Below are 21,598 nucleotides of genomic sequence, written 5' to 3' on the forward strand. Positions count from 1 at the left end.
AGAATGAATGACAAGTAGTCTGTTATTCATTCTGTTGTATGTGTATTTTTTGTTTTATATCATGAAAGTGGATAAATATTCATAATATTAAATAAAGTTCTGGACAGGTATTATTCATTTTTCCTAAGTTCACGAAAGGGATCTATCAAAGATCGATGTATTTCGTCAGATGGTTAGGAAATCTAATGTTTTCCCTGGGTGACATATTTAGACATTCGCCAGAAATCGCGCTATTCCTGTCTTTGGCGATCGGCTACTGGATTGGAAAAATTCAGTTTGGTAAGTTTCAACTTGGCGGCGTGGCAGGCTCATTGCTCGCTGCGGTAGTGATCAGCCAGGTTGGCGTGGAAATCGACAACGGTATCAAAGCTGTACTCTTTGCACTTTTTATTTACGCTGTTGGCTTTGAAAGTGGTCCACAATTTTTCCGATCGTTAGGCAAACAATCAATCCGTGAAATCGTGATGGCAACAGTTCTTGCCATTAGTGGTCTTGTGACAGTTGTTATTCTTGCACGGATTATGGGACTCGACAAAGGAATTGCCGCTGGTATTGCAGCGGGCGGCTTAACGCAATCTGCGATTATAGGTACAGCAGGTTCTGCAATTGAGAAGCTAGGTCTGGCCGCCGATGAAGTGCAACGTTTGCAGTCAAACGTGGCGATTGGTTACGCGGTGACTTATATCTTCGGATCATTTGGTGCGATTATCGTCTGCGTTAATATTTTGCCTTGGTTTATGAAGCGCAGCATTCGTGATGATGCTCTTAAAGCAGAAGCGGAAATGTTAAAGGGCGCGAAAGTTTACGGAGTAGGCGAAACGCCAGCACTCCCTGAACTTGTCGGCCGTATATATCGGATAACTTCCGCTGCGGGCAAAAATGTCAGCACGATCGAGTCTCTCACAAATGACGGTGTTATTACTGTTGGTGGTGATGCAGTCACGATTGAACGCATCAAACGAAAAGGAAAAATCATCGGTGTCGAGCCAACCACAAAGCTTCTCGCTGACGATCTAGTCCTGATTGTTGGACGTCGCAATGGTGTCATCGGGCTAGAAGACAAGCTTGGTCCAGAAGTATCTGGCAGCGAAGGCATGGAACTGGTTGTCACAACCCGTGACATTGTCGTTCGTAACAAAGATTTTGCAGATCATACTGTCGCTGAGATTATTCAAGCCAGCGGTGAACTGCGCCATGGTATCTATGTGCTTAATGTTACACGTAGCGGAAGCAAAGTTGATCTCACCAATGACACGGTTATCAAGGTCGGGGATCTTGTAACGGTCTATGGCGTACAGGAAGATCTTCAACGTTTGACCGCACGTGTTGGCCCTGCGCTTATCCCAAGTGATAAAACCGACTTTGTATTTCACGGCCTTGGTATTGCTGTTGGTTTGCTCATCGGTTTGGCTGTCGTCAAGATAGGTTCGATTCCTCTGACTCTGGGATCGGGCGGTGGTGCACTTATGTCTGGCCTCGTGTTCGGCTGGTATAAAAGCCGACATATGACGCTTGGCAATATGCCAACTGCTGCATCAACTTTACTTCGTGATCTTGGCCTCGCCGGGTTTGTCGTCGTTGTCGGTCTTCAGTCTGGCCAGCAAGCTGTGACAACGATTGCACAAAGTGGCCTGTCGATCTTTATCGCTGGTGTCATTGTGACAGTTGTGCCGCTCATTATTACGATGCTTGTCGGAAGGTACATCCTGCGTTACGAAAACGTGGCTGTATTTGCAGGCGCACTGACAGGTTCTCGTAGCGCCAACCCAGCATTTGGCGAAGTTCTCGACAAGGCTGGCAATTCTGTACCCACCACACCTTTCGCCATCACCTATGCTCTTGCAAACGTCTTCCTGACGTTGTTGGGGCCACTCGTTATCGCGTTCGTTTAAATTATTGGAGAGAGAAGCAATGAACGACTACAGCCAGTTCGCCAAGCTCAGCCCATTTGAACTTAAAGACGAGCTCATCAAATTGGCGTCCACCAAAACCGATATGGTTATGCTTAATGCTGGACGCGGCAACCCTAACTTCCTTGCGACCCTTCCTCGTCGGGGCTTTTTCAGGCTCGGTCTTTTTGCGGCGACAGAGTCTGAACTCTCCTTTTCTTACATGCAGCAAGGTATTGGTGGCTTGCCGCGCATTGAAGGCATTGAAGCGAGATTTGAACGTTTTCTTGCAGATAATCGCGATCAGGAGGGGGTCGATTTTCTACGGCGCGCCATCAGCTATGTTCGCGACCAGCTCGGCTTGTCGGCTTCAGACTTTCTGCATGAAATGGTTGAAGGAATTTTGGGTTGCAATTATCCGGTACCGCCGAGAATGTTGCGTGTCAGTGAAGATATTGTTCGCCAATATCTGATGAAAGAAATGGTTGGCGGACATATTTCAGGCAAAGATGTCGATGTGTTCGCGACCGAAGGCGGCACCGCTGCCATGACTTATGTTTTTGACACGTTAAAGAAAAATCACCTTGTCAAAAAAGGCGATAAAGTTGCTATCGGGATGCCGGTTTTCACGCCCTATATCGAAATTCCTGAGCTGGATGCTTATGGTCTGGAAGAGGTGGCGATTAATGCCGATCCAGATGCAGATTGGCAGTATTCGGACGCCGAACTGGACAAGTTGAAAGACCCTTCAATCAAGGTCTTCTTTTGCATCAATCCAAGCAATCCACCATCTGTGAAGTTGGATGAGCGTAGCTTGCAGCGAATTGCAGATATTGTGAAAAATCATCGTCCAGATTTGATCGTGTTGACGGACGATGTCTACGGCACATTTGCCGATAATTTCAAATCACTATTTGCTATTTGCCCCAACAATACAATTCTCGTCTATTCCTATTCGAAATATTTTGGCGCAACAGGTTGGCGTTTGGGAACAGTCGCGCTCCACCACAATAATGTGCTTGATAACACTATTGCCAAGCTCCCTGATGATGCCAAAGAGGCACTAGAAAGGCGCTATTCGTCAATTGTGACTGATGTATCATCACTCAAATTTATCGATAGATTAGTCGCGGATAGCAGAACAGTCGCCTTGAACCACACAGCTGGCCTCTCAACCCCACAACAGGTACAGATGGTGTTGTTTTCATTGTTTGCTCTGATGGATGAGCAAGACAGCTACAAAGCGACACTTAAGCGTGTTATCCGTCGCAGGCAGGCAGCGCTTTATGCAGAACTGGGCATAGATATGCCTGACAATGAAAATTCAGTTGATTATTATACTCTTCTGGACCTCGAGAAGATTGCAAGAAAACTTTATGGTGAAGACTTTGCGGTATGGGTGAAACAAGAGTTTTCTGCCAATGAGCTACTATTCCGTATAGCGGATGAAACGGGTATCGTCCTGCTGCCAGGGCGTGGGTTCGGTACACAGCATCCGTCGGGTCGCGCATCTCTCGCAAATCTAAATGAGTTTGAGTACGCCGCTATTGGTCGGTCATTGCGGAAAATGGCCGATGAATATCATGCTGAGTTTTTGAAGAAAAAATAGACATTACGGCTTCTACTCCCTTGCAAGATCTGTCATTTGCAAGGGAGTTTCTTATTTCGTCAGGTATATCTATGATAGCCTTTTAATCCAAAGCATTATTCATAATATCCAAAAATATCTAAATGATATATTTTCTATTCTGGAGATTATTGATTGGTCGAGGCTTCATTCAATAAGAGTGTTGGTTCCAGCTTTTCGAGTCCCTGATAAGGGTTTGCGTGGATTGCTAAGATCCATAAGCATAAAGTTGCACTACAAGAAAAAATGGTAAGAGCGGTGTTTCCTGCGCGGCGTCTGTCTGCATGTGTCGCCGCAATCGTAATGATGGTCATTGCGGTGAGAATAAGCACGAGATACCATTTATACGCATCAATGGATGTCTTCCCGACTGCCAGCCTGGTGTTTCTTGCATCCTGTAGGATATCAAAATCATTCAGTACATGCGTAACGATCGGGGCTGCAATATCCGATTTTCCAAGAGCCAGTATATTGTCTCTGATGGTTTGTAATGCAGCTTCAACGGAAGTGGCTGGACGAAGATTAATATTCCTGGTCCATTCGTCATCTATTACGGCATTTCTGTATAGTAAAAGTGCGTTTCGCATCTTGATAGCGTTTATTTCTGGTGAACCAGCGATGCCAATTAATCGCTCAATAGCAGATCTTTCATCAATAGTCGCCTGTTCCGCTTTTGCAGAGTTTGCCCATATGTCTGCGGCCACGAAACCCAAGGCCAGCGCCCAGGCCGTTGCAACAGTTCCAATGAAAGCACCAATTGGAATTGTTTGATTGTAGTCTTTGCGTTGCGCAAGGATAAACAATACGAAATATCCAACCAAAAAAAATATCAAGCCAAGGCCTGCAAAAGCCAATAGCGACTTAAAGATCGAGAACCCAAATAGCGCAGCCATTCTTTTACCGTTTCAAAAATATTAAATACGTTCGCAGTTTGACTTTAAAGCCCCTAACCGCCGCGTCCCTCATAACCGTCGCCATGCATGCTGCGTTGTTTTAGCAGTGCTTTGAGCGCTACAATTTGCTCATCAGTCCAGCCCTCTATGCCAGTGACTTCCAACCAGGCATTAAGATAGTGTTCGGGTGCAAAAACATGACCATATCCCATCGGCACGGTATCGGCTAAAGGCATATCAATCAGCAACTGAAGCATACTTACAATCGGATACCAACGAAGGTCTGGTGATACATCCGGTGCTCGTGGTGATTTCATCCAATCGGCTTCTCGATAAAGCAAACTCTTGTCAAAAAAGGTAATCGCATCACTGCCGTATTGCAGATATATAAAGCGTAGATCGCCCCACGGCTGGGTGTTTCCGTCGGGCGCTCCTGATTGATTCATAAAACGCACAAAACGTCCGTTCTGAAAAACAGGAAGCCATTCGGTCGAACCGGGTGCCCTATCTTTTGTCAGCGATCGCCATTTTTCACTTGGGAAAGGAGGGCCGCTCCATACTGCGCCATCTATAGGATCACTCAGAACATCGAAGAATGTAATTGAGCGCTGTGAATTGAACGCACCTAAGCTAAGTCCGTGAAGATAGAGCTTGGGGCGTTGTTCTTTAGGTAGCGTCTTCCAATAGTTATAAACTGTTCTAAACAGAGCCTCCGACGAGACAAGCCCGTTTTCGGGTTGAAATAGCAGGGAGAGTGGGCTGTTTAAATAGGAATACTGCAACGCAACGCTGGCAACATTGCCTTTCAGCAAAAACTCCAGTCCATCAATCGCCGACGGATCGACCCAACCAGTACCTGTGGGAGTTATGATAACCAATGCATCCCGCTCAAAAGCTTTAAGCGTGATTAATTCTTCCAGCAATAATGATGCTCTTTGCTCAGGCGTTTCAGCTATCTGTAAGCCGGCATATAGACGTATAGGTTCAACAGAAGCTTGCTGCGTAAAAGTGCTGATTTCCTGCGCCGTTGGTCCGGAGGCCACAAACTCTCTGCCAGCGCGTCCCAATTTCCGCCAATCCAGTTTTGACTGTGGATTTCCTGCTCGTTCTGCGATCAGTGGCTGCGGTCTGTCAGGCTCCACCAATGCATCCAACTGCCGAAAGGAACTGTCCATTACCTGGAATGAGTACCTGATCAGCACGCCGTTTGTGATCGTGTAGATAAGCGAAATTGTTAAAAAAACGCCGATAACAATAGAAACTCTGGGGGGGAAGAGCCGTTTAAGTTTGCTTATGATGAACTGTCCTAGCCGAATTAATCCCCGCGCCAAAAATAACAGAATGCCAAAACACACAATAGCAATCCATGTAACGCTCAGAGGATAAGCGCTATCGACTGCTTCCATTCCAACTACACGCCTGACAGCGTTTTGCCAGTCAGCGGCATGATAGAGAGCTACAAGCATGATAACGATGCAGACTGTAGCGGCGCATACCTTCCAAATCTTAGTAAGATATTGATCCGCAACTGGCAATTCGAGATACTGCCAAAGATTACGGATCGCGACGCCGATACCATAACCTGCGCTGAAAGCGATTCCAGACAATACGCCCTGCACTTCAAAAGTGCGAGGTATCAAGCTCGGTGTTAACGCAGCAGCAAACAGTACTGATCCAAAAAGAAGGCCAATCCCCGAAATGTTTCGAATTAGCGTCAGTGCGTGCCGTCGCATGAAGTTATCCCCCGAAATTCTGCAATTATAGGTTTAGTCGGCATTCGTGTATTCTGTAAATAAAAATGCGAACGAATTAATCGCTAACCTACAATGGAATATTGCGGATTCTGCCCGCAGCTAAGACTTTTTGTGATTATGCAGGACCGAGCATGATGAAAGTCTCGCTTTTGCTCACACCTTGAAGTGAACGAATTGTAGAGATGACTTCATTCAACTCGGAGATGGTTGAGACTTCGAGCTCGGCGATGACATCCCAAATGCCATTGGTGTTGCACAGGCTGGTTAGTCCGGGAACACGCTTAATTGCGGCAATGGTGGACTTAAGTGATGCACCTGACATTTCGATTAGCATAAAGGCGCGGATCTGGTCTTTTCCGATGTCATCGCGAACGCGCACCGTAAAACCTTTGATGTCACCATTGGCCATCAAGCGGTCGAGGCGTTTTTGAGCCGTCGCGCGCGCGACGCCGAGGAGTTCTGCCAGCTGTGGAACGGACGCACGACCATTGATGCGCAATTCTGTAATCAGTCTCTTATCGAGTTCGTCCATCGTTCCCACTTTCTTTTTCGTAATTATTTCTGATTAAATCGTCAGTTTATTATAAAAATAATCACTTTATATTCTTTTTTGTCAATGAGATTGTAGCTAATGATTTCATCCAAGGGGAATGTAAAAGTGACTCCTAAAATGCTGCAAGCAGGAGGAGTGCGGTATTATTCCCCGTTCAGGCCGGTTACAAGGCTGTGAAAATTGCGTCAACAGCTCCGTTCGGAGCTTTCGTAGGGAACGTTGATAATGAAAATGGCGAGACTTATTTCCACGGCGCTTGTTGCGCTTGGCATTTCTTTCTCCGCACATGCGGCAAAAGCTGATGATCTGGAAAAGATCCAGAAGAACGGCAAAATGACAATTGCGCTTTCGGGCGTGTTTCCACCTTTCAGCTTCGTTGATGAAAACAATCAGGTCGTCGGCTTTGACGTTGACATCGGTTCTGAAATTGCGCGCCGCCTGAAGGCAGAGCCTGAAATCGTAACTACTGCCTGGGATGGTATTATTGCCGGTCTGGTCACGGGTCGTTTTGATACGATCGTTGGATCGATGGGCATTACTGACGAGCGTAAGAAGGCGATCGATTTCGTCGGGCCTTACTACCGTTCCGGTCTGGCGCTGTTTGTGCGTAAGGGTGATGCGGTTAAGTCGCTTAATGAGCTTGAAGGCAAAACCATTGGCGTGACGCTCGGCGAAACTTCCGAAAAGTGGGTTCGTGAGCAGGGCAAATATGAAGTCCGCACTTATAAAGGCCTGCCAGAGATGCTGCTAGACCTCGGTTCTGGTCGCATTGATGCTGTTGTGGCTGACGATGTTCCGGTGCTTGTTGCAATTAGCAAAAGCAATGCGCCAATCGATCAGGTTAAGGACGATCAGCTGCCGCGCTACGACATTGGTATTGCCGTGCGCAAGAACAATCCAGAGCTGCGCGATGCCATGCAGAAAGCTCTCGATGACATGATGGCAGATGGCACCTACAAAACCATCTCTGAAAAGTGGATCGGCGCGGATATCCGCTAATCTTAAACTTGGTTGCGAGCGGCTTATTAGCCGCTCCACCTTCGATAAACGCGACATCACTGTTGATGCCGCTCAAGCTTCCCCCAGCTTTTGGCTTTGACACAATGTCAGGCAATCGTTTGGAGAATGCTTTCGTTCCTAAACTTTGTCATATGCATCTTCTGGCGCCTTGCCGGATTGATCAGATATGGCAGATGCTTCCTGAGTTGGAGCAGAAAGGTTGAAGGATGGATATCGCACTCATTGAGCGGATTTTTCCCTTCATTGTTCAGGCAGGGTGGGTCACAGTTGAGCTGACTGTCGTGTCATTGCTGATTGGTCTTGTTGTTGCCAGCCTGTTGGTGATTGCCAAGTTTTCGCGTTATGCAGCCGTTCGATGGATCGCAATCGCTTATATCAGCGTCATGCGTGGTACGCCGCTTCTGGTACAATTGTTCCTCGTTTTTTTCGGCGGACCGCAATTCGGCTTTGAATTCACGCCCTTTGTTGCTGGCGTGATTACAATGGGCTTCAATATCGGCGCCTATATGTCTGAAGGCATGCGCGGCGCAATTCTGGCCGTTGATAAGGGGCAGAATGAAGCGGCACGCTCGCTTGGCTTTAGTCGTGTTGGAACGATGCGCCTTTTTATTCTGCCACAAGCTGCACCCTTGATGATCCGCTCGCTCGGCGTGAACACGGTTATTTTGACAAAAAGTACCGCGCTTGTGTCCACGATTGGCGTGGTTGAATTGACTTACACTGCGCAGCGTTTTGTGACTTCAACCTATAAGCCGTTTGAGGTTTTTGCGGTGGCAGCGGCAGCATATATTGTGATTATCGCCGTCATTTCCGTGATCATTCGCGGCCTTGAAATCTACTTCAGTGCAGACAAGAGGGCAGGGGCATGAGTCTCGATTTTACCGTTGTTCCGCCCTATGCCGAACTGATGCTGATTGGTCTGACCTGGACGGTTCTAATAACGCTGCTGGCTGGCTTAATTAGTATTTTGTTGGGGATCATCATTGCGATTGTAACGTTGCATGCACCCAAACTGATCAGCCTGCCAATACGCGGCATTGTGTTTCTCTTCATGGGGACGCCACTGCTTTTGCAGCTTTATTTGCTCTATTACGGCCTGTCGCAGATTGGCATTATGGTTCCAGCTTTCTGGACCGGCGTCTTTGGCCTTGGTATGCACTATGCGGCTTACAATGCCGATATTTTCCGTGCATCACTCCAAGCCGTTGATAAGGGACAGATGGAAGCTGCACGTTCGCTCGGTTTTGGAAGCGGCGCATCGCTGCGCTATTTCATTATCCCACAGGCGATCCTGACTGCGTTACCGCAAGTCGGAAATAACAGCATTATCTTGCTCAAGGACACAGCCGTTTTGTCGGTGCTTGGCATCACGGAATTGGTGCTGAGTGCACAACGTGGCATCAGTGAAACCTACCGTCCTTTTGAGTTCTACTTCGTTGCAGCCGTTCTCTATTACCTCGTCAATCTTTTGATGGAGTGGGTTTTGAGTAAAGCGGCCAAGAAAGCGGAAGCTATCCGATGAACACACCGACCCCTATGATCGAACTGCGTCAGATCAGAAAATCCTATGGCGATATTGAAGTGCTGAAAGGCATTGATCTGACTGTAGCTAAAGGCAAAATTGTTTCTATTATTGGACCCAGTGGTTCAGGCAAAAGCACGCTTTTGCGTTCTATCAATATGCTGGAAGAAACCAACAGTGGCGAAATCTGGCTGGATGGGCATCAAGTCAATCGCCCGCTAAAGGGTCGCGCTTTTGAAAAGCACATCAACCATATCCGTCAGGAAATGGGGATGGTGTTCCAGCAGTTTAATTTGTTCCCACATCTGACTGTTCTTCAGAATATCATGGTTGGTCCGATGAAGCTGAAGGGCTTGTCGAAAGCTGATGCACTGGAACGTGCCAATAGTCTGCTTGCGAAGGTCGGGCTTGTCGATAAGGGCCATTCCTACCCCGCTCGGCTTTCAGGCGGTCAGAAACAGCGTGTTGCGATTGCCCGCGCATTGGCTATGCAGCCAAAAGTGATGCTGTTTGATGAAGCGACTTCAGCACTTGATCCCGAACTGGTTGAAGAAGTGAACCAAGTCATGAAACAACTCGCAAGTGAACATATGACCATGCTGATCGTCACACATGAAATGCGTTTTGCTGCTGAAGTCTGTGACCATGTGATGTTCATGGATGGCGGGGTGGTTGTCGAACAAGGTTCCCCTGATCAGGTTCTGTCCAATCCAACGGAAGAGCGCACACGCGCATTCTTGCGTAAGCATCTGTCTCATTAAAATTTGAAATTAATGCCTTATAGGCGTGTTGCGCTGATCGCGAACACGCTTCGATCAAAGGAGATTTGATCTATGACTGCGAATATTGCAAACGGCGCGTCCAACGCCGTAACGATGGCGCACAACCATATTAATGCGCAGCATGTCGAAGAGCTGGCGCTGCGTCTGGTTGGCTGGAATAGCGAAACCGGAACGCCGGGCGAAGCGACATTCTCCGACCATTTGGTTTCTGTATTGAAGGAAATCCCATACTTTCAGCAGAACCCAGACAATATCCGTACCGTTGCCAGCCATGGTGATCCGCTGACGCATAATGTCGTCGCACTGGTGCGCGGTAAGGGCAAGCAAACACTTGCTCTGGCAGGTCATTTTGATACGGTTGCAACGGATAATTATCACGAATTGAAATCCCTTGCCTGCGAGAGCCTCAAACTTAAAGATGCGTTGATTGCGGATTTATCCAAGCGCTCACGCTCTGCACAGGAAGAGCGCGCATTGGAAGATCTGCTAAGCGGCAATTTCCTTCCTGGACGCGGTATGCTTGATATGAAAAGCGGCCTTGCCGTTGGTATCGCTTGCGCAGAAAAATTTGCCGAAGATGAAGATCGCAGCGGTAATCTCCTGCTTGTTTTCACACCGGATGAAGAGCGCGAAAGCCGTGGTATGCGCTCAATGCGCAATGCGCTGCCAGCAATTGCGCGTGACTTCGATATTGAAATTGCAGCAGCTATCAATCTCGATGTGACGTCTGATCAGGGTGACGGTCAGGAAGGCCGCGCCGTTTATGCCGGAACCATTGGTAAGTTGCTTCCATTTGCCTTGGTTATTGGTCTGAGTTCGCATGCGAGTTACCCTTATGAAGGCGTCAGTGCACAGGCTATGGCCGCTGGTATTCTGGCTCGCTTTGAGGGTAACGCTGCTCTTGCCGATCGTGACGAGAATGATATTTCGCCACCACCAATCTGCCTTGAAGCAAAAGACTTGCGCGATGGCTATGAGGTGACGACACCGGAACGCTTCTGGATTGCACTAAACTGGCTTTACCATGCCATGACCGCAGAAGAACTGTTTGAGCGTTTCAAGAGTGAAGTTTTGGCAGGCGCCACGCAAGCGGTTGAGCGTTTTACGGCCCAGTCTGAAGCTTTTGGCAAGCTGATCGGCAAACGTGCAGGTGCAATTCCGGCTGCACCTAAGCTCATCACATTTGAGCAATTACGGTTGATGGCTGCCGAAGTTGCAGGTGACAAGTTTGAGGCACTTTACAGCGAGCAGGAAAAGCGCCTTTCGCATATTGATAATCCTTTATCCGTCAGCCGCCAATTAACTGAATGGTTGGTGGGTGTGGCTCATCTGTCTGGTCCAGCAGTTGTAGTCGGCTTTGCCGGTCTTCATTATCCTGCAAGCCATCTAGATGAAAAGCAGGTCAATGACCGCGCATTCAAACAGGCGATTGACGCGACGATGCAGCAATTCGCAAATTTTGCGGATCAGGCATTGGTCTGGAAGCCTTATTTCCAGGGAATTTCAGATATGAGTTTCTTGGGGCAGGCGACACTGGGTCAGGATCTCGTTTCGCTCAATACACCTGTCGCACGTTTAGTGGATCATCCGGCAAACGATGCATTGCAGTTCCCTGTTGTGAATATTGGCCCTTGGGGACGCGAATTCCACCAGAAGCTGGAACGCGTACATGCGCCTTATGCATTTGAAGTCTTGCCGCAGGTCGTATCGATGATCGCGGAAGAGTTTTTGTCGAAGCGTGCCTGAAGTTCAGCACTAAATCATCCGATAGAGGATTAATAATATGACCATTGAAAAGCTGAACATCGTCCCTTTCGTCAGCGTTGATAATATGATGAAGCTGGTTTTGACCATTGGTGTTGAAACCTTCCTCAAAGAACTGGCCGAGGTGATTGAAGAAGACTTCCGCCGCTGGGAACAGTTCGATAAGACACCGCGCGTTGCATCACATTCGGATGAAGGCGTGATTGAGTTAATGCCAACGAGCGATGGTACGCTCTATGGCTTCAAATATGTCAATGGTCATCCAAAGAATACGAAGGAAGGTCGCCAAACCGTAACCGCTTTCGGCGTTTTGGCTGATGTTGGTAATGGCTATCCGATGCTGTTGACCGAGATGACTATCCTGACGGCTCTTCGCACCGCCGCAATGTCGGCAGTTGCTGCCAAGCATCTTGCACGGCCTGATTCAAAGACCATGACCATCATCGGTAATGGCGCTCAGAGTGAGTTTCAGGCGCTGGCATTCAAAGCGATTGTCGGCATTGAAAACCTGCGTCTTTTCGACATTGACCGTTCTGCCAGTGAGCGCTGTGCACGTAATCTCGCCAATACCGGACTTTCAATTTCTATCTTTGGCACCTCACAGGAAGCTGTAGAAGGCGCTGATATTATCACGACTGTGACAGCAGATAAGCAATATGCAACGATCCTGAGCGACAATATGGTTGGTCCTGGCGTCCACATTAATGCCGTTGGTGGCGATTGCCCCGGTAAGACAGAGTTGAACAAGGATATCCTGTTGCGCTCCGACATTTTTGTCGAATACCCGCCGCAGACCCGCATTGAGGGTGAGATCCAGCAGCTTGATGCCGACTATCCGGTTAAGGAGCTTTGGGAAGTCATTACTGGTGGCATTCAAGGCCGCTCGTCAGAACGGGCGATTACCCTGTTCGATAGCGTCGGCTTTGCGATTGAAGATTTTTCTGCACTTCGTTATGTCCGCAGCAAGCTCGCCGAAACCGGCTTGTTTGACGAGCTTGATATGCTGGCCGATCCCGATGAGCCACGCGATCTTTATGGAATGCTGCTTAGATGCGAGAAGGCCGCGAGCAAACTTTAATAGGTAACTTTTCTCGTCGGCACATGCCTTGAACATAAGAGGTAGTTTCCGGCGACAGAAATATGTTAAACAAATATGGCGTCTTAGTTCAGCAAACAGCTAAGATGCCATATGCAGTGCTTATATCGCCATTTTCAGGTTTGGTTACTGTTGCAGTCACGCTGTCATTTGCGCATCGTAATGTGATCAAAGGCAAAGCAACTCGGCATTCAAAGGTTGCGCTCTTAATCTCGATCCTCCTTAAAAATCATGAACTGCAAAAGTAGCCAGTCTGCATGAATCCGTCACAGCCATGATACACTATGGATAACATTACCGGCTCCCGGATTTGCTCCGGGAGCTTTGTTTGTTTTATGCGTTGTTCCTCACCAGTTCACTTTGAAGCCGATGTGTCCTTTGATTGCATAGCTGTCATAGAAGTGATTGAACGATCCCGAGGGTCAGAGCCTTGCATTATCGTCCAAACCGTATCGTCAATGGTCATTGTGGCTTTTATATATCGACAAATATATATATAAAGCAAAATATTCGATATATTGAGTAGGCGGCCATGGCACAAAACTTTCTTATTCTTACAGCGGATGATGCTTTGCCGGTATTGCGTGGACTCGCATCGGCGGCCCGGCTGGAAATATTGAAAATTTTACATAATCAAGGGCCTTTGAATGTCAACGAGCTGGCTGATCGTCTTGGGCAACCGCAGTCCAGCGTATCGGCCAACATTTCGATGCTTGAAGAAGTCGGGTTGATCCAGACTGAAACGCGTAAGGCACGCAAAGGCAGTCAAAAGATCTGTAAGGTTCTGCATGAAGAAGTCATGCTGGTTTTTAATACTGAGGCTGATAAGTCAGGCAATGACTGGATTGAAGTCGAAATGCCGGTCGGGCTTTATACGGGATTTGATGTCACTGCGCCGTGCGGAATGTGTTCTGACGAGAAAATCATTGGATACCTTGATAATCCTGACACATTCCTCAACCCAGAGCGCATGAAGGCAGGATTGGTTTGGTTTACGCGCGGTTATGTGGACTATCAATTTCCTAATAATGCGCGCATCGACGGTAAAAACATATCAGAGCTGGAGCTTGTATTGGAGCTCTCTTCAGAAGTTCCGGGAACGTCAGAAGAATGGCCATCCGATATCGATGTTTTTCTCAACGGCGTGAAGCTCGCAACCTGGACATCACCAGGGGATTTCGGCGATCAACGCGGAAAATATACGCCAGATTGGTGGAAGTTGCATGGCAGCCAGTATGGTGTCTTAAAGTCATGGCGCGTGACCAATGCCGGTACATTTATCGACGGGACGCGAATGTCTGATGTAACTATTGATGACCTTGGGTTGAAGGATCACCGTTCTATCAGGATTCGTATCGGAGTTTCCGATACGGCCAAAAACCCAGGTGGTGTTAATATTTTTGGTCGAGAATTTGGTAATTATAATCAAGGCATTAAGCTTCGTGTGCGGACCTGATTGAGAAAAGGCTCTTGACGTAACTTCCTCTTCATAACAGTATTTACAAAGGAGATATATATCAGATTATCTGATATTATGGAGGAAGACTTAAAATGCGTGCAGATGTTACCGCAAATCGCGGTTTCAAAGTCGCGGAAATAGATCCGCGTCTATATGGTTCTTTCATTGAGCATCTTGGTCGAGCCATTTATACGGGTATTTATGAGCCGGATCACAAGACAGCAAATGCACAAGGCTTCAGAGAAGATGTTCTTGATTTAGTTCGAGAGCTGGACGTGCCAGTCGTTCGTTATCCCGGCGGCAATTTTGTATCTGCATATAATTGGGAAGATGGTATCGGTCCGAAAGAGGAACGCCCCGTACGCCTTGATCTCGCATGGCATACGTCTGAGAGTAATGCAGTCGGTATTCACGAATTCGCAGATTGGGCAAAAGCCGCTGGCACTGAGATGATGCTGGCTGTGAACCTGGGTTCGCGCGGCCTTGATGCGGCACGGAATTTTCTGGAATATGTTAATCATCCCGGTGGAAGTTACTGGTCAGACTTACGTCAAAAGAACGGACAAAGCGAACCATGGAACGTAAAGCTATGGTGCTTGGGCAATGAAATGGATGGACCATGGCAGATCGGTCAAAAGACTGCTGATGAGTATGGCAGAATAGCCTTTGAAACTGCCAAAGCGATGCGTGCCTTCGATAAATCAATTGAACTGGTTGTGTGCGGATCGTCATCACCCAAAATGGCTACATATCCAGAGTGGGAGGCGACTGTTCTTGATTATACATATGATGTTGTCGACTATATCAGCCTGCATATGTATTTCGAAAATCATGCCGGAAATACTGCCGAATATCTCGCCCAGAATGCGCGCCTTGAACAATACATCGATACGATTGCCGGCGTTATAACCTTTACGAAGGCAAAAAAACGTTCAAAGAAAAATGTCTACATCAGTTTTGATGAGTGGAATGTTTGGTATCACTCCCGCGAAGCTGATCGTGAAGTTCTTGAAGGTAGAGATGGTTGGCCTCATGCACCAGAACTGCTGGAGGACATCTATAATTTTGAAGATGTTTTGCAGGTAGGTTGTATTATTAACAGCTTCATTCGTCGTTCCGATGTGGTGCGGATTGGCTGCCTGGCTCAATTGGTCAATGTTATAGCGCCTATCATGACTGTTCCGGGTGGACCTGCGTGGAAGCAGACCATTTTCTATCCGTTTCTCTTCGCATCAAAGTATGGACGCGGTACAGCCTTGCGCCTGAATGTAGAATGCCCAACCTATAAGTCAGAGTATTGCGATAGCGTGCCATATCTTGATGTCTCGGCAGTAGAGAATGATACAGGCATCACTCTGTTTGTCGTCAATCGCCATGAAAATGAAGCAATCGATTTTAATATCACACTTGATGGCTATCAGGATCTGCAGGTGATTGAAGATAAGGTCATCATTCATCCTGAACTTCGAGCAGTGAACAGCCCGCAAGGGGAGGCTGTAGGGCCGGAAAATGGTGAAGGTACAGTTGCTCGCGATGGTCGCGTAAAGTCGCGTATTTTGCCGCTTAGCTACCGGATGATCCGTCTGGAGGCAAAGCATGTCAGCAGCGATTGAAATACGAAACGTTACAAAAAAATTCGGGAACCTCATGGTTCTCGATGACATCTCATTGGACGTTAATGCTGGTGAGTTTGTTGCATTTCTTGGGCCGTCGGGTTGCGGAAAGTCAACCTTGCTTCGCATGATCGCGGGCTTGGAGACTTTGTCATCTGGAGAGATTCATCTTGGTGGCAAGCGTATTGATGAACTCAAACCCGGCGCAAGGGACGTGGCCATGGTTTTTCAGTCATATGCGCTTTACCCGCATATGACCGTCCGGCAGAACTTGTCATTCGGACTTGAAAATATCAACACGTCAAAAAGTGAGATTGAGCGACGTGTAAACAGTGCTGCTCAAATCCTTGAAATTGCGTCTTATTTGGACAGAAAGCCACAACAGCTTTCGGGCGGACAGCGTCAGCGTGTTGCTATCGGTCGCGCGATTGTCAAAGAACCCAAAGCATTTTTGTTTGATGAGCCGCTTTCCAATCTTGATGCTGCGCTGCGCGGTCGAACACGCCTTGAACTCGCAAGCTTACATCAAAGGCTTGGTGCGACAATGGTCTTCGTTACCCACGATCAGGTAGAAGCGATGACGCTTGCTGACCGTATTGTTGTGATGAATGCATGCAAAATAGAGCAAATTGGTACACCAACTGAGATCTATCAACGACCTGCTACACGTTTTGTTGCCGGGTTCGTTGGGACGCCAGCGATGAGTTTTCTGCCCGTGTTATCAGCACAGGGAGACAATGACAGGACGAGCATAAAAGTCAGCGGTGTTGGGGCTCTTCGCCTTCCTATGCGTGAAGGGGGTTCAATAATTGAAACGATGGGTGTTCGTCCGGAAGACGTGAAGGTTGTTACCCCAGAGGAAAGTGACAGTGTAAAGGCTAAAGTCGAGATTGTTGAGCGACTGGGCGAACGAACCCTGCTTTATACACGCCTGCACGATGGATCCCAGTTAACCGCGCAGGCCGATGGTCGGACTTTGATCAGAGCAAAAGACGAAATTTATCTGAAGCCAGATTTGAATTTTGTACATCTGTTTGCTCAGGATGGAAGGGCTATACCGGCTAAGGTTGGTGCAGCATGAAAGAGCGCCACAGTAATACTCTTTTTGTAGTGCCATTCATGTTGATGTTTATCAGCATGCTTGTTGTCCCTTTGTTTTGGGGCATGTGGCTTTCATTGCTAAAGGTAGACCTGTTTGCACCCGGACAGTTTGTAGGGCTTCGGAATTATGAGCGTCTCTTTAATGATCGCGTCTTCCTTCAGGCATTACGCAACACCGTCGTTTTCGTAGTTTTCTCGGTTCCAACGCTTGTAGTTATCGGACTAGGGCTTGCGCTGGCACTCAACAGACCAGGTCGTCTATCCTCCATATTAAGAGGCACCTTTTTCGCCTCATCGGTATTGTCTGTTACTATTGTGACACTTATCTGGCGCATTGTCTTCATCCCGAATGAAGGGCTGATGGCGATGATCTTTTCCAAACTGGGTTTAGAGCCGATAGGGTTTCTATCTACATCGGGCTGGTCGCTATTTTCTGTTGGTGTCGCGACAGTATGGTGGTGCATCGGATTGCCAATGATGTTGTTTCTCGCAGCGTTGCAGCAGATTCCGCGCGATATTTACGAAGCGGCGGCATTGGACAATGCATCGCATCGTCGTGTTCTGACACACATAACGCTACCTCAAATTATGCGAACGCTCATTCTCGTAACGATCATTCAAATTGTGATGCAGTTTCAGCTCTTTGGTCAGGCATTGCTGATGACCAATGGCGGTCCGTCTGGCTCCTCGCGTCCGATCGTTATGTATATCTACGAAACAGGTTTTGTCCGCTGGGAAATCGGTAGAGCTGCTGCTGCGTCAGAAGTTTTGTTCATGATTATTTTGCTCGCAGCGATGGCGCAATATTTTGTAACCCGACGCAAGGAGGGGCGATCATGATCACATCCAACAAGAGTAATGATCGGATTATTCTGATTGGTGTAACAGTGCTCGCGATCATCATGCTTGCGCCGTTTTTGTGGGTCGTTGGTTTATCGTTTAAGGCAAATGCGGAGCTTGCCTTGGGATCTGAAGCCGTATTCAGCTTCCCCTATACCTTGCGCAACTACGCTGACATTGGCCAATCCAGCATGGTGTTCCGCTGGCTCGGAAACAGTTTCATCGTGGCAGTTGGTATGACTTTCGGTGTTTTGGTCCTCTCATCATTGGCTGGCTATGCTTTTGCCCGGCTTGAGTTTCCATTTCGGAAAGTCTTGTTTGTTATCGTATTGTTTGGATTGGCGGTACCAGAACAGGCGGTCATTATCGCTCGCCATCAGATGTTCACATGGATCGGTTGGCATAATACTTATCAGGCCTTGATATTGCCGGGTCTGTCAGCACCTTTCGGTGTCTTCTTGATGACCCAGTTTTTTAAGGCTATTCCACCCGAAATTGATGAGGCAGCGCTTCTTGATCACGCGTCGCGCTTTAAAATATTCTGGCGGGTTCTGTTGCCGCTGACATTACCGGCACAGGCAACACTCGGTATTTTTACATTCCTTCATGCATGGAATGATTACTGGTGGCCTCTGATTTCTGCGACAAACAAAGAAATGTACACGCTGACCGTCGGAATTGCTTCCAGTCAAACCAACTTTGCGCAGAGTGAAGGTCTTGGCTTTCTAACGGCTCAGGCAGTCTTTGCCAGCCTACCAGTGATCATCGTCTATGTTCTGTTTCAAAAACACATTGTTACCGCTGTGTCCGGCGGAGCTGTCAAATAGCTGGTGGTGGATCGGAGGAGCGATCTTTTACACAAAGCAAAAAAGGGAGAGAGAAATGAAACGAGTATTACTTGGAAGTGTATTTGGCTTTTATAGCCTGATGTCGGTTGCGCAGGCCGAAGTTACGATCAATCTGCAACGTTTCTTCGGTGCTTGCGAAGCCGAATATGGTAAGAGTACCGATGTTTCAAAAGCTGTCGGCGAATGCGGCATCATAACCACTCTGGTCAATAAATTTCAGCAAGATAACCCCGATATAAAAGTGAATGTCACGACCGTTGAGTGGCCCGGATATGACCAGCTCAATGCGCAGCTGGCCTCTCGGTCTGCCCCCGACGTTGTGAGTATGCATTATTCAATCATACCTGATTATCAGTCGCGTGGGCTCATAGAGCCGATTGACGAATTATTGGCCAGCTCAGGGGTTGATTTGGCGACTTTCACCGAGGTGGCCAAAAGTGGCGTGGCAAAAGAAGAGGCTGTTTATGGTCTGCCTTTTGACACCTGGACAATGTTGTTTCATGTCAACATGAACCTGATGAAGGAAGCAGATTTGGTAAATCCGGATGGCACACCAATTCTGCCCAAAACTGTCGATGAATTGTTCGTGCAAGGCGCTCAATTTAAAGAGAAGACCGGAAAGCCATACTTTGTGCAAATCACGGCTAACGAAAGCGCGGCCTATGCAAGGTTATTCTACACGTGGTTGCAGCAACAGAATTCAGATTTCTTCGCCAATCCTTCAGAGGTCAAGCTAAACACACCAGAGGGTGTTGCGGCGCTTTCGCTCATGAAAAAGATTTATACGGAAGGTCTGAGCACTAAGGATATGGATTATGCTGCATCGGTGGCAGCTTTTAGTCAGGGTGCAGGTGGTATTGCTATAAATGGAACGTGGCTTATTGGAACATTCGATGAGCAAGCAAAAAAGCCGGGCAATCCTCTGTCTGATGGATATCGTGTCTATCCGGTATCTCAGCTCTTTCCTGAGAAAGATGCAACGTATGCCGATGGACATGCATGGGTTCTTCCAAAAAAAGATAGATCAGATGAGCAGAGTGCGGCAATTGGCAAACTGTTTAAGTTTTTAGCTAACAATGAAGCCGATTGGGCTCGCACTGGGCATTTGCCTGCAATCCAGTCAATTATTGATTCCGAAACATTTGCAGCGATGCCACACCGGTCTGAAGTTGAGAAAATCGCAACCACAGGTCAGACGCTGCCACCACAAGTTCAAAGACAATTTGCTATTCAGGACATCTTAGCAGAAGAACTAAATTCAGCGATTGTGGGAAACACGCCTATACAAGAAGCCCTTACGGAATCAGAAAATAGAATTAACGACCTTTTGGGAGACCTATAATCAATTTGTTCCCCTCAAGTCAGGCAACAATATATGTTGGCTTGAGGGGCCATATTGAGTAGCAATCGGCTTGTAATGTTTATCTTTTATGTCAGGTTGTTACGATGTTTATGTGTCGATGCAAAAGATAGCTCATCTCGGCACGCATATCTGTTTCTGATTGGGCGGGTACCGTGTGTAAAACTGCTGAGGGTCACTTGGATCACGGAGGCGCTGGATTGAAACCTCTGATTGGCAGTTATCTAATGCGCGATGATTTGATCGTTATTTGCATGCAGACATCGGACTTCAAACAGCCTGCGTCTTTTATCAGCTCTGAAATCGCTCCTTCCAAGCCTGTTCCGGCTATAGGAGGAGCACAGTAGAAGGTACCAGCTGCAGAAAACAGGCCGCTGTAAGCACAGCGTTTATGAATTTAAAAAGCGCATCTTGATTCAAGCTTTTCGCTCTTCCAGCATAATGGAAATTAACCTGGGTCAACAATCGGGGCAGGCTATATAGTCGGCCTATCTTTCTGCGCATAGTCAATAAAATATCATGCAGCATCACCTCCGCTTATCCCTGGCGAAGTAAAAGCCATTGCGTTTGTACTGCAATTCAAATAGGTACGCAGGCGATTGAAGAACCATCTTACAGCTAATCTGGCTCTTTAAAATTATTCTAAAATATTTGTGTGATTTAGTGGCAATCCGCGGGGTAAAGTTGGATTATACCGACAGAAATCTCAGAACATATCTTGATCATCGTCGTGAGCTTGTTGATTACGCAACGACGATTGTAGGTGATCGCGCGCAGGGCGAAGATGTTGTTCAAGAAGCCTTCCTACGGTTGAATGCCGCTACTTTTGACCGACACCTTGAAGAGCCTGTTGGTTATCTGCGCCGTATCATACGCAATCTGGCGATTGATTTAACCCGACGCGCAGTTAATGACCGACGTCGTCATGACAATACCACCGATTTTGAGGCTGTTGCTGAAGACCGGCCCTCTCAGGAGGACGTAATCGCGCATCGCGACGAGTTGCGTGTGGTGATGGATGCGATGGCTGAGCTTCCTGAAAGAACGAGAGTTGCCCTCGAAATGCACCGGTTCGAAGGCTTCAAACTGAAAGAAATCGCCGCACATCTTGGAGTTTCTGTCGCTTTAGCTCATGCTCTCATTTACGAAGGGCTCGATCATTGTCGTAAGCGTTTGATAGATCGCAATTGAAGATATGTGTCGATAATTGAAAAAGTGCCGCTCGATTTCGTTCTTGATATGAGGGGTGATTTTGAAAGTACAAACAGCAAATGTCGAATAGTTTCTAGGGAGTCAGACTTATTTCATCGAGTGAGATATCAGAGCGTGCAAATCGCGAAGCACTCCATTGGTTAATCGCGCTACAGGAAGAGCCAGATGATGCTGACCTTCTTGATCGTTTCAATGCGTGGCTAAAAAGCAGTGCGGAAAATAACCGAGCATGGAATGAGGCACAGTATGTCTCGAATGCGCTCGC

General features: G+C 47.5%; 18 protein-coding genes and 1 pseudogene. 16 read left to right on the forward strand and 3 right to left on the reverse strand.

The annotated features are described in order from the left end of the window. The first annotated feature begins 185 nt into the window (after positions 1-185). Positions 186-1,892: an aspartate-alanine antiporter gene (gene aspT / locus J2782_RS16950; protein WP_310014694.1), complete on the forward strand. Its 1,707-nt coding sequence runs from the start codon at positions 186-188 to the stop codon at positions 1,890-1,892. 19 nt (positions 1,893-1,911) lie between these two features. Continuing rightward, positions 1,912-3,498, forward strand: a complete 1,587-nt coding sequence (locus J2782_RS16955) for a bifunctional aspartate transaminase/aspartate 4-decarboxylase (protein WP_310014695.1) — start codon at positions 1,912-1,914, stop codon at positions 3,496-3,498. Positions 3,499-3,644: 146 nt separating this feature from the next. Here J2782_RS16955 and J2782_RS16960 read toward each other — a convergent pair whose 3' ends face one another. From J2782_RS16960 to J2782_RS16970, 3 genes are all read right to left on the reverse strand, one after another. Next, a complete protein-coding gene (locus J2782_RS16960) occupies positions 3,645-4,409 on the reverse strand; it encodes a bestrophin-like domain (protein ID WP_310014696.1) in 765 nt (254 codons plus the stop codon). A 53-nt stretch (positions 4,410-4,462) separates the two neighbouring features. After that, the gene (locus J2782_RS16965; protein WP_310014697.1) at positions 4,463-6,142 is read right to left on the reverse strand and encodes an alpha/beta hydrolase; all 1,680 of its coding nucleotides are present in this window, start codon (positions 6,140-6,142) and stop codon (positions 4,463-4,465) included. 136 nt (positions 6,143-6,278) lie between these two features. Beyond that, positions 6,279-6,695 (reverse strand): Lrp/AsnC family transcriptional regulator, encoded by a 417-nt coding sequence (locus tag J2782_RS16970; protein ID WP_310014700.1) that lies wholly within the window; start codon positions 6,693-6,695, stop codon positions 6,279-6,281. 252 nt (positions 6,696-6,947) lie between these two features. Between J2782_RS16970 and J2782_RS16975 the strand changes: the two genes are divergently transcribed. From J2782_RS16975 to J2782_RS22895, 14 genes and pseudogenes are all read left to right on the forward strand, one after another. Then, positions 6,948-7,715 carry a transporter substrate-binding domain-containing protein gene (locus J2782_RS16975; protein WP_310014788.1) on the forward strand — a complete coding sequence of 256 codons (768 nt, stop codon included), beginning with the start codon at positions 6,948-6,950 and terminating at the stop codon, positions 7,713-7,715. A 227-nt stretch (positions 7,716-7,942) separates the two neighbouring features. Continuing rightward, positions 7,943-8,605, forward strand: coding sequence for an amino acid ABC transporter permease (locus tag J2782_RS16980; protein ID WP_310014703.1), 663 nt, complete (start codon positions 7,943-7,945; stop codon positions 8,603-8,605). Further along, positions 8,602-9,258: an amino acid ABC transporter permease gene (locus J2782_RS16985; RefSeq protein ID WP_310014704.1), complete on the forward strand. Its 657-nt coding sequence runs from the start codon at positions 8,602-8,604 to the stop codon at positions 9,256-9,258. Before J2782_RS16980 ends, J2782_RS16985 begins: the two co-directional genes overlap by 4 nt. Next, complete coding sequence (locus J2782_RS16990) at positions 9,255-10,019, forward strand: amino acid ABC transporter ATP-binding protein (RefSeq protein WP_310014705.1); 765 nt, start codon at positions 9,255-9,257, stop codon at positions 10,017-10,019. The genes J2782_RS16985 and J2782_RS16990 overlap by 4 nt, the downstream gene beginning before the upstream one ends. A gap of 114 nt (positions 10,020-10,133) precedes the next feature. Next, positions 10,134-11,786: a M20/M25/M40 family metallo-hydrolase gene (locus J2782_RS16995; protein WP_404989667.1), complete on the forward strand. Its 1,653-nt coding sequence runs from the start codon at positions 10,134-10,136 to the stop codon at positions 11,784-11,786. A gap of 37 nt (positions 11,787-11,823) precedes the next feature. Then, entirely contained in the window at positions 11,824-12,882 is a 1,059-nt protein-coding gene (locus tag J2782_RS17000) for an ornithine cyclodeaminase (RefSeq protein WP_310014708.1), read from the forward strand. A 550-nt stretch (positions 12,883-13,432) separates the two neighbouring features. Continuing rightward, entirely contained in the window at positions 13,433-14,356 is a 924-nt protein-coding gene (locus J2782_RS17005; protein ID WP_310014711.1) for an ArsR/SmtB family transcription factor, read from the forward strand. A 95-nt stretch (positions 14,357-14,451) separates the two neighbouring features. Then, the gene (arfA, locus tag J2782_RS17010; RefSeq protein ID WP_310014713.1) at positions 14,452-15,972 is read left to right on the forward strand and encodes an arabinosylfuranosidase ArfA; all 1,521 of its coding nucleotides are present in this window, start codon (positions 14,452-14,454) and stop codon (positions 15,970-15,972) included. After that, a complete protein-coding gene (locus J2782_RS17015; protein ID WP_310014715.1) occupies positions 15,956-17,053 on the forward strand; it encodes an ABC transporter ATP-binding protein in 1,098 nt (365 codons plus the stop codon). The genes arfA and J2782_RS17015 overlap by 17 nt, the downstream gene beginning before the upstream one ends. Then, positions 17,050-17,913 (forward strand): carbohydrate ABC transporter permease, encoded by an 864-nt coding sequence (locus J2782_RS17020; RefSeq protein WP_310014717.1) that lies wholly within the window; start codon positions 17,050-17,052, stop codon positions 17,911-17,913. Before J2782_RS17015 ends, J2782_RS17020 begins: the two co-directional genes overlap by 4 nt. Then, complete coding sequence (locus tag J2782_RS17025; RefSeq protein ID WP_310014720.1) at positions 17,910-18,740, forward strand: carbohydrate ABC transporter permease; 831 nt, start codon at positions 17,910-17,912, stop codon at positions 18,738-18,740. The genes J2782_RS17020 and J2782_RS17025 overlap by 4 nt, the downstream gene beginning before the upstream one ends. 55 nt (positions 18,741-18,795) lie before the next feature. Continuing rightward, on the forward strand, positions 18,796-20,103 hold the full coding sequence (locus tag J2782_RS17030) for an extracellular solute-binding protein (RefSeq protein WP_310014722.1): 1,308 nt from the start codon (positions 18,796-18,798) through the stop codon (positions 20,101-20,103). A gap of 702 nt (positions 20,104-20,805) precedes the next feature. Further along, positions 20,806-21,312 (forward strand): sigma-70 family RNA polymerase sigma factor, encoded by a 507-nt coding sequence (locus J2782_RS17035; RefSeq protein WP_310014725.1) that lies wholly within the window; start codon positions 20,806-20,808, stop codon positions 21,310-21,312. 125 nt (positions 21,313-21,437) lie between these two features. Beyond that, positions 21,438-21,566: pseudogene (locus J2782_RS22895) on the forward strand (FecR/PupR family sigma factor regulator); the annotation flags it as partial. Positions 21,567-21,598: the final 32 nt, after the last annotated feature.

It is taken from the genome of Brucella pseudogrignonensis (genome assembly GCF_031454375.1).
Lineage (GTDB): Bacteria > Pseudomonadota > Alphaproteobacteria > Rhizobiales > Rhizobiaceae > Brucella > Brucella pseudogrignonensis_A.

Coding starts and splice junctions, on each gene's coding strand:
- aspT (WP_310014694.1), top strand. CDS start 186: ATGTTTTCCCTGGGTGACATATTTAGACATTCGCCAGAAATCGCGCTA.
- J2782_RS16955 (WP_310014695.1), top strand. CDS start 1,912: ATGAACGACTACAGCCAGTTCGCCAAGCTCAGCCCATTTGAACTTAAA.
- J2782_RS16960 (WP_310014696.1), bottom strand. CDS start 4,409: ATGGCTGCGCTATTTGGGTTCTCGATCTTTAAGTCGCTATTGGCTTTT.
- J2782_RS16965 (WP_310014697.1), bottom strand. CDS start 6,142: ATGCGACGGCACGCACTGACGCTAATTCGAAACATTTCGGGGATTGGC.
- J2782_RS16970 (WP_310014700.1), bottom strand. CDS start 6,695: ATGGACGAACTCGATAAGAGACTGATTACAGAATTGCGCATCAATGGT.
- J2782_RS16975 (WP_310014788.1), top strand. CDS start 6,948: ATGGCGAGACTTATTTCCACGGCGCTTGTTGCGCTTGGCATTTCTTTC.
- J2782_RS16980 (WP_310014703.1), top strand. CDS start 7,943: ATGGATATCGCACTCATTGAGCGGATTTTTCCCTTCATTGTTCAGGCA.
- J2782_RS16985 (WP_310014704.1), top strand. CDS start 8,602: ATGAGTCTCGATTTTACCGTTGTTCCGCCCTATGCCGAACTGATGCTG.
- J2782_RS16990 (WP_310014705.1), top strand. CDS start 9,255: ATGAACACACCGACCCCTATGATCGAACTGCGTCAGATCAGAAAATCC.
- J2782_RS16995 (WP_404989667.1), top strand. CDS start 10,134: ATGGCGCACAACCATATTAATGCGCAGCATGTCGAAGAGCTGGCGCTG.
- J2782_RS17000 (WP_310014708.1), top strand. CDS start 11,824: ATGACCATTGAAAAGCTGAACATCGTCCCTTTCGTCAGCGTTGATAAT.
- J2782_RS17005 (WP_310014711.1), top strand. CDS start 13,433: ATGGCACAAAACTTTCTTATTCTTACAGCGGATGATGCTTTGCCGGTA.
- arfA (WP_310014713.1), top strand. CDS start 14,452: ATGCGTGCAGATGTTACCGCAAATCGCGGTTTCAAAGTCGCGGAAATA.
- J2782_RS17015 (WP_310014715.1), top strand. CDS start 15,956: ATGTCAGCAGCGATTGAAATACGAAACGTTACAAAAAAATTCGGGAAC.
- J2782_RS17020 (WP_310014717.1), top strand. CDS start 17,050: ATGAAAGAGCGCCACAGTAATACTCTTTTTGTAGTGCCATTCATGTTG.
- J2782_RS17025 (WP_310014720.1), top strand. CDS start 17,910: ATGATCACATCCAACAAGAGTAATGATCGGATTATTCTGATTGGTGTA.
- J2782_RS17030 (WP_310014722.1), top strand. CDS start 18,796: ATGAAACGAGTATTACTTGGAAGTGTATTTGGCTTTTATAGCCTGATG.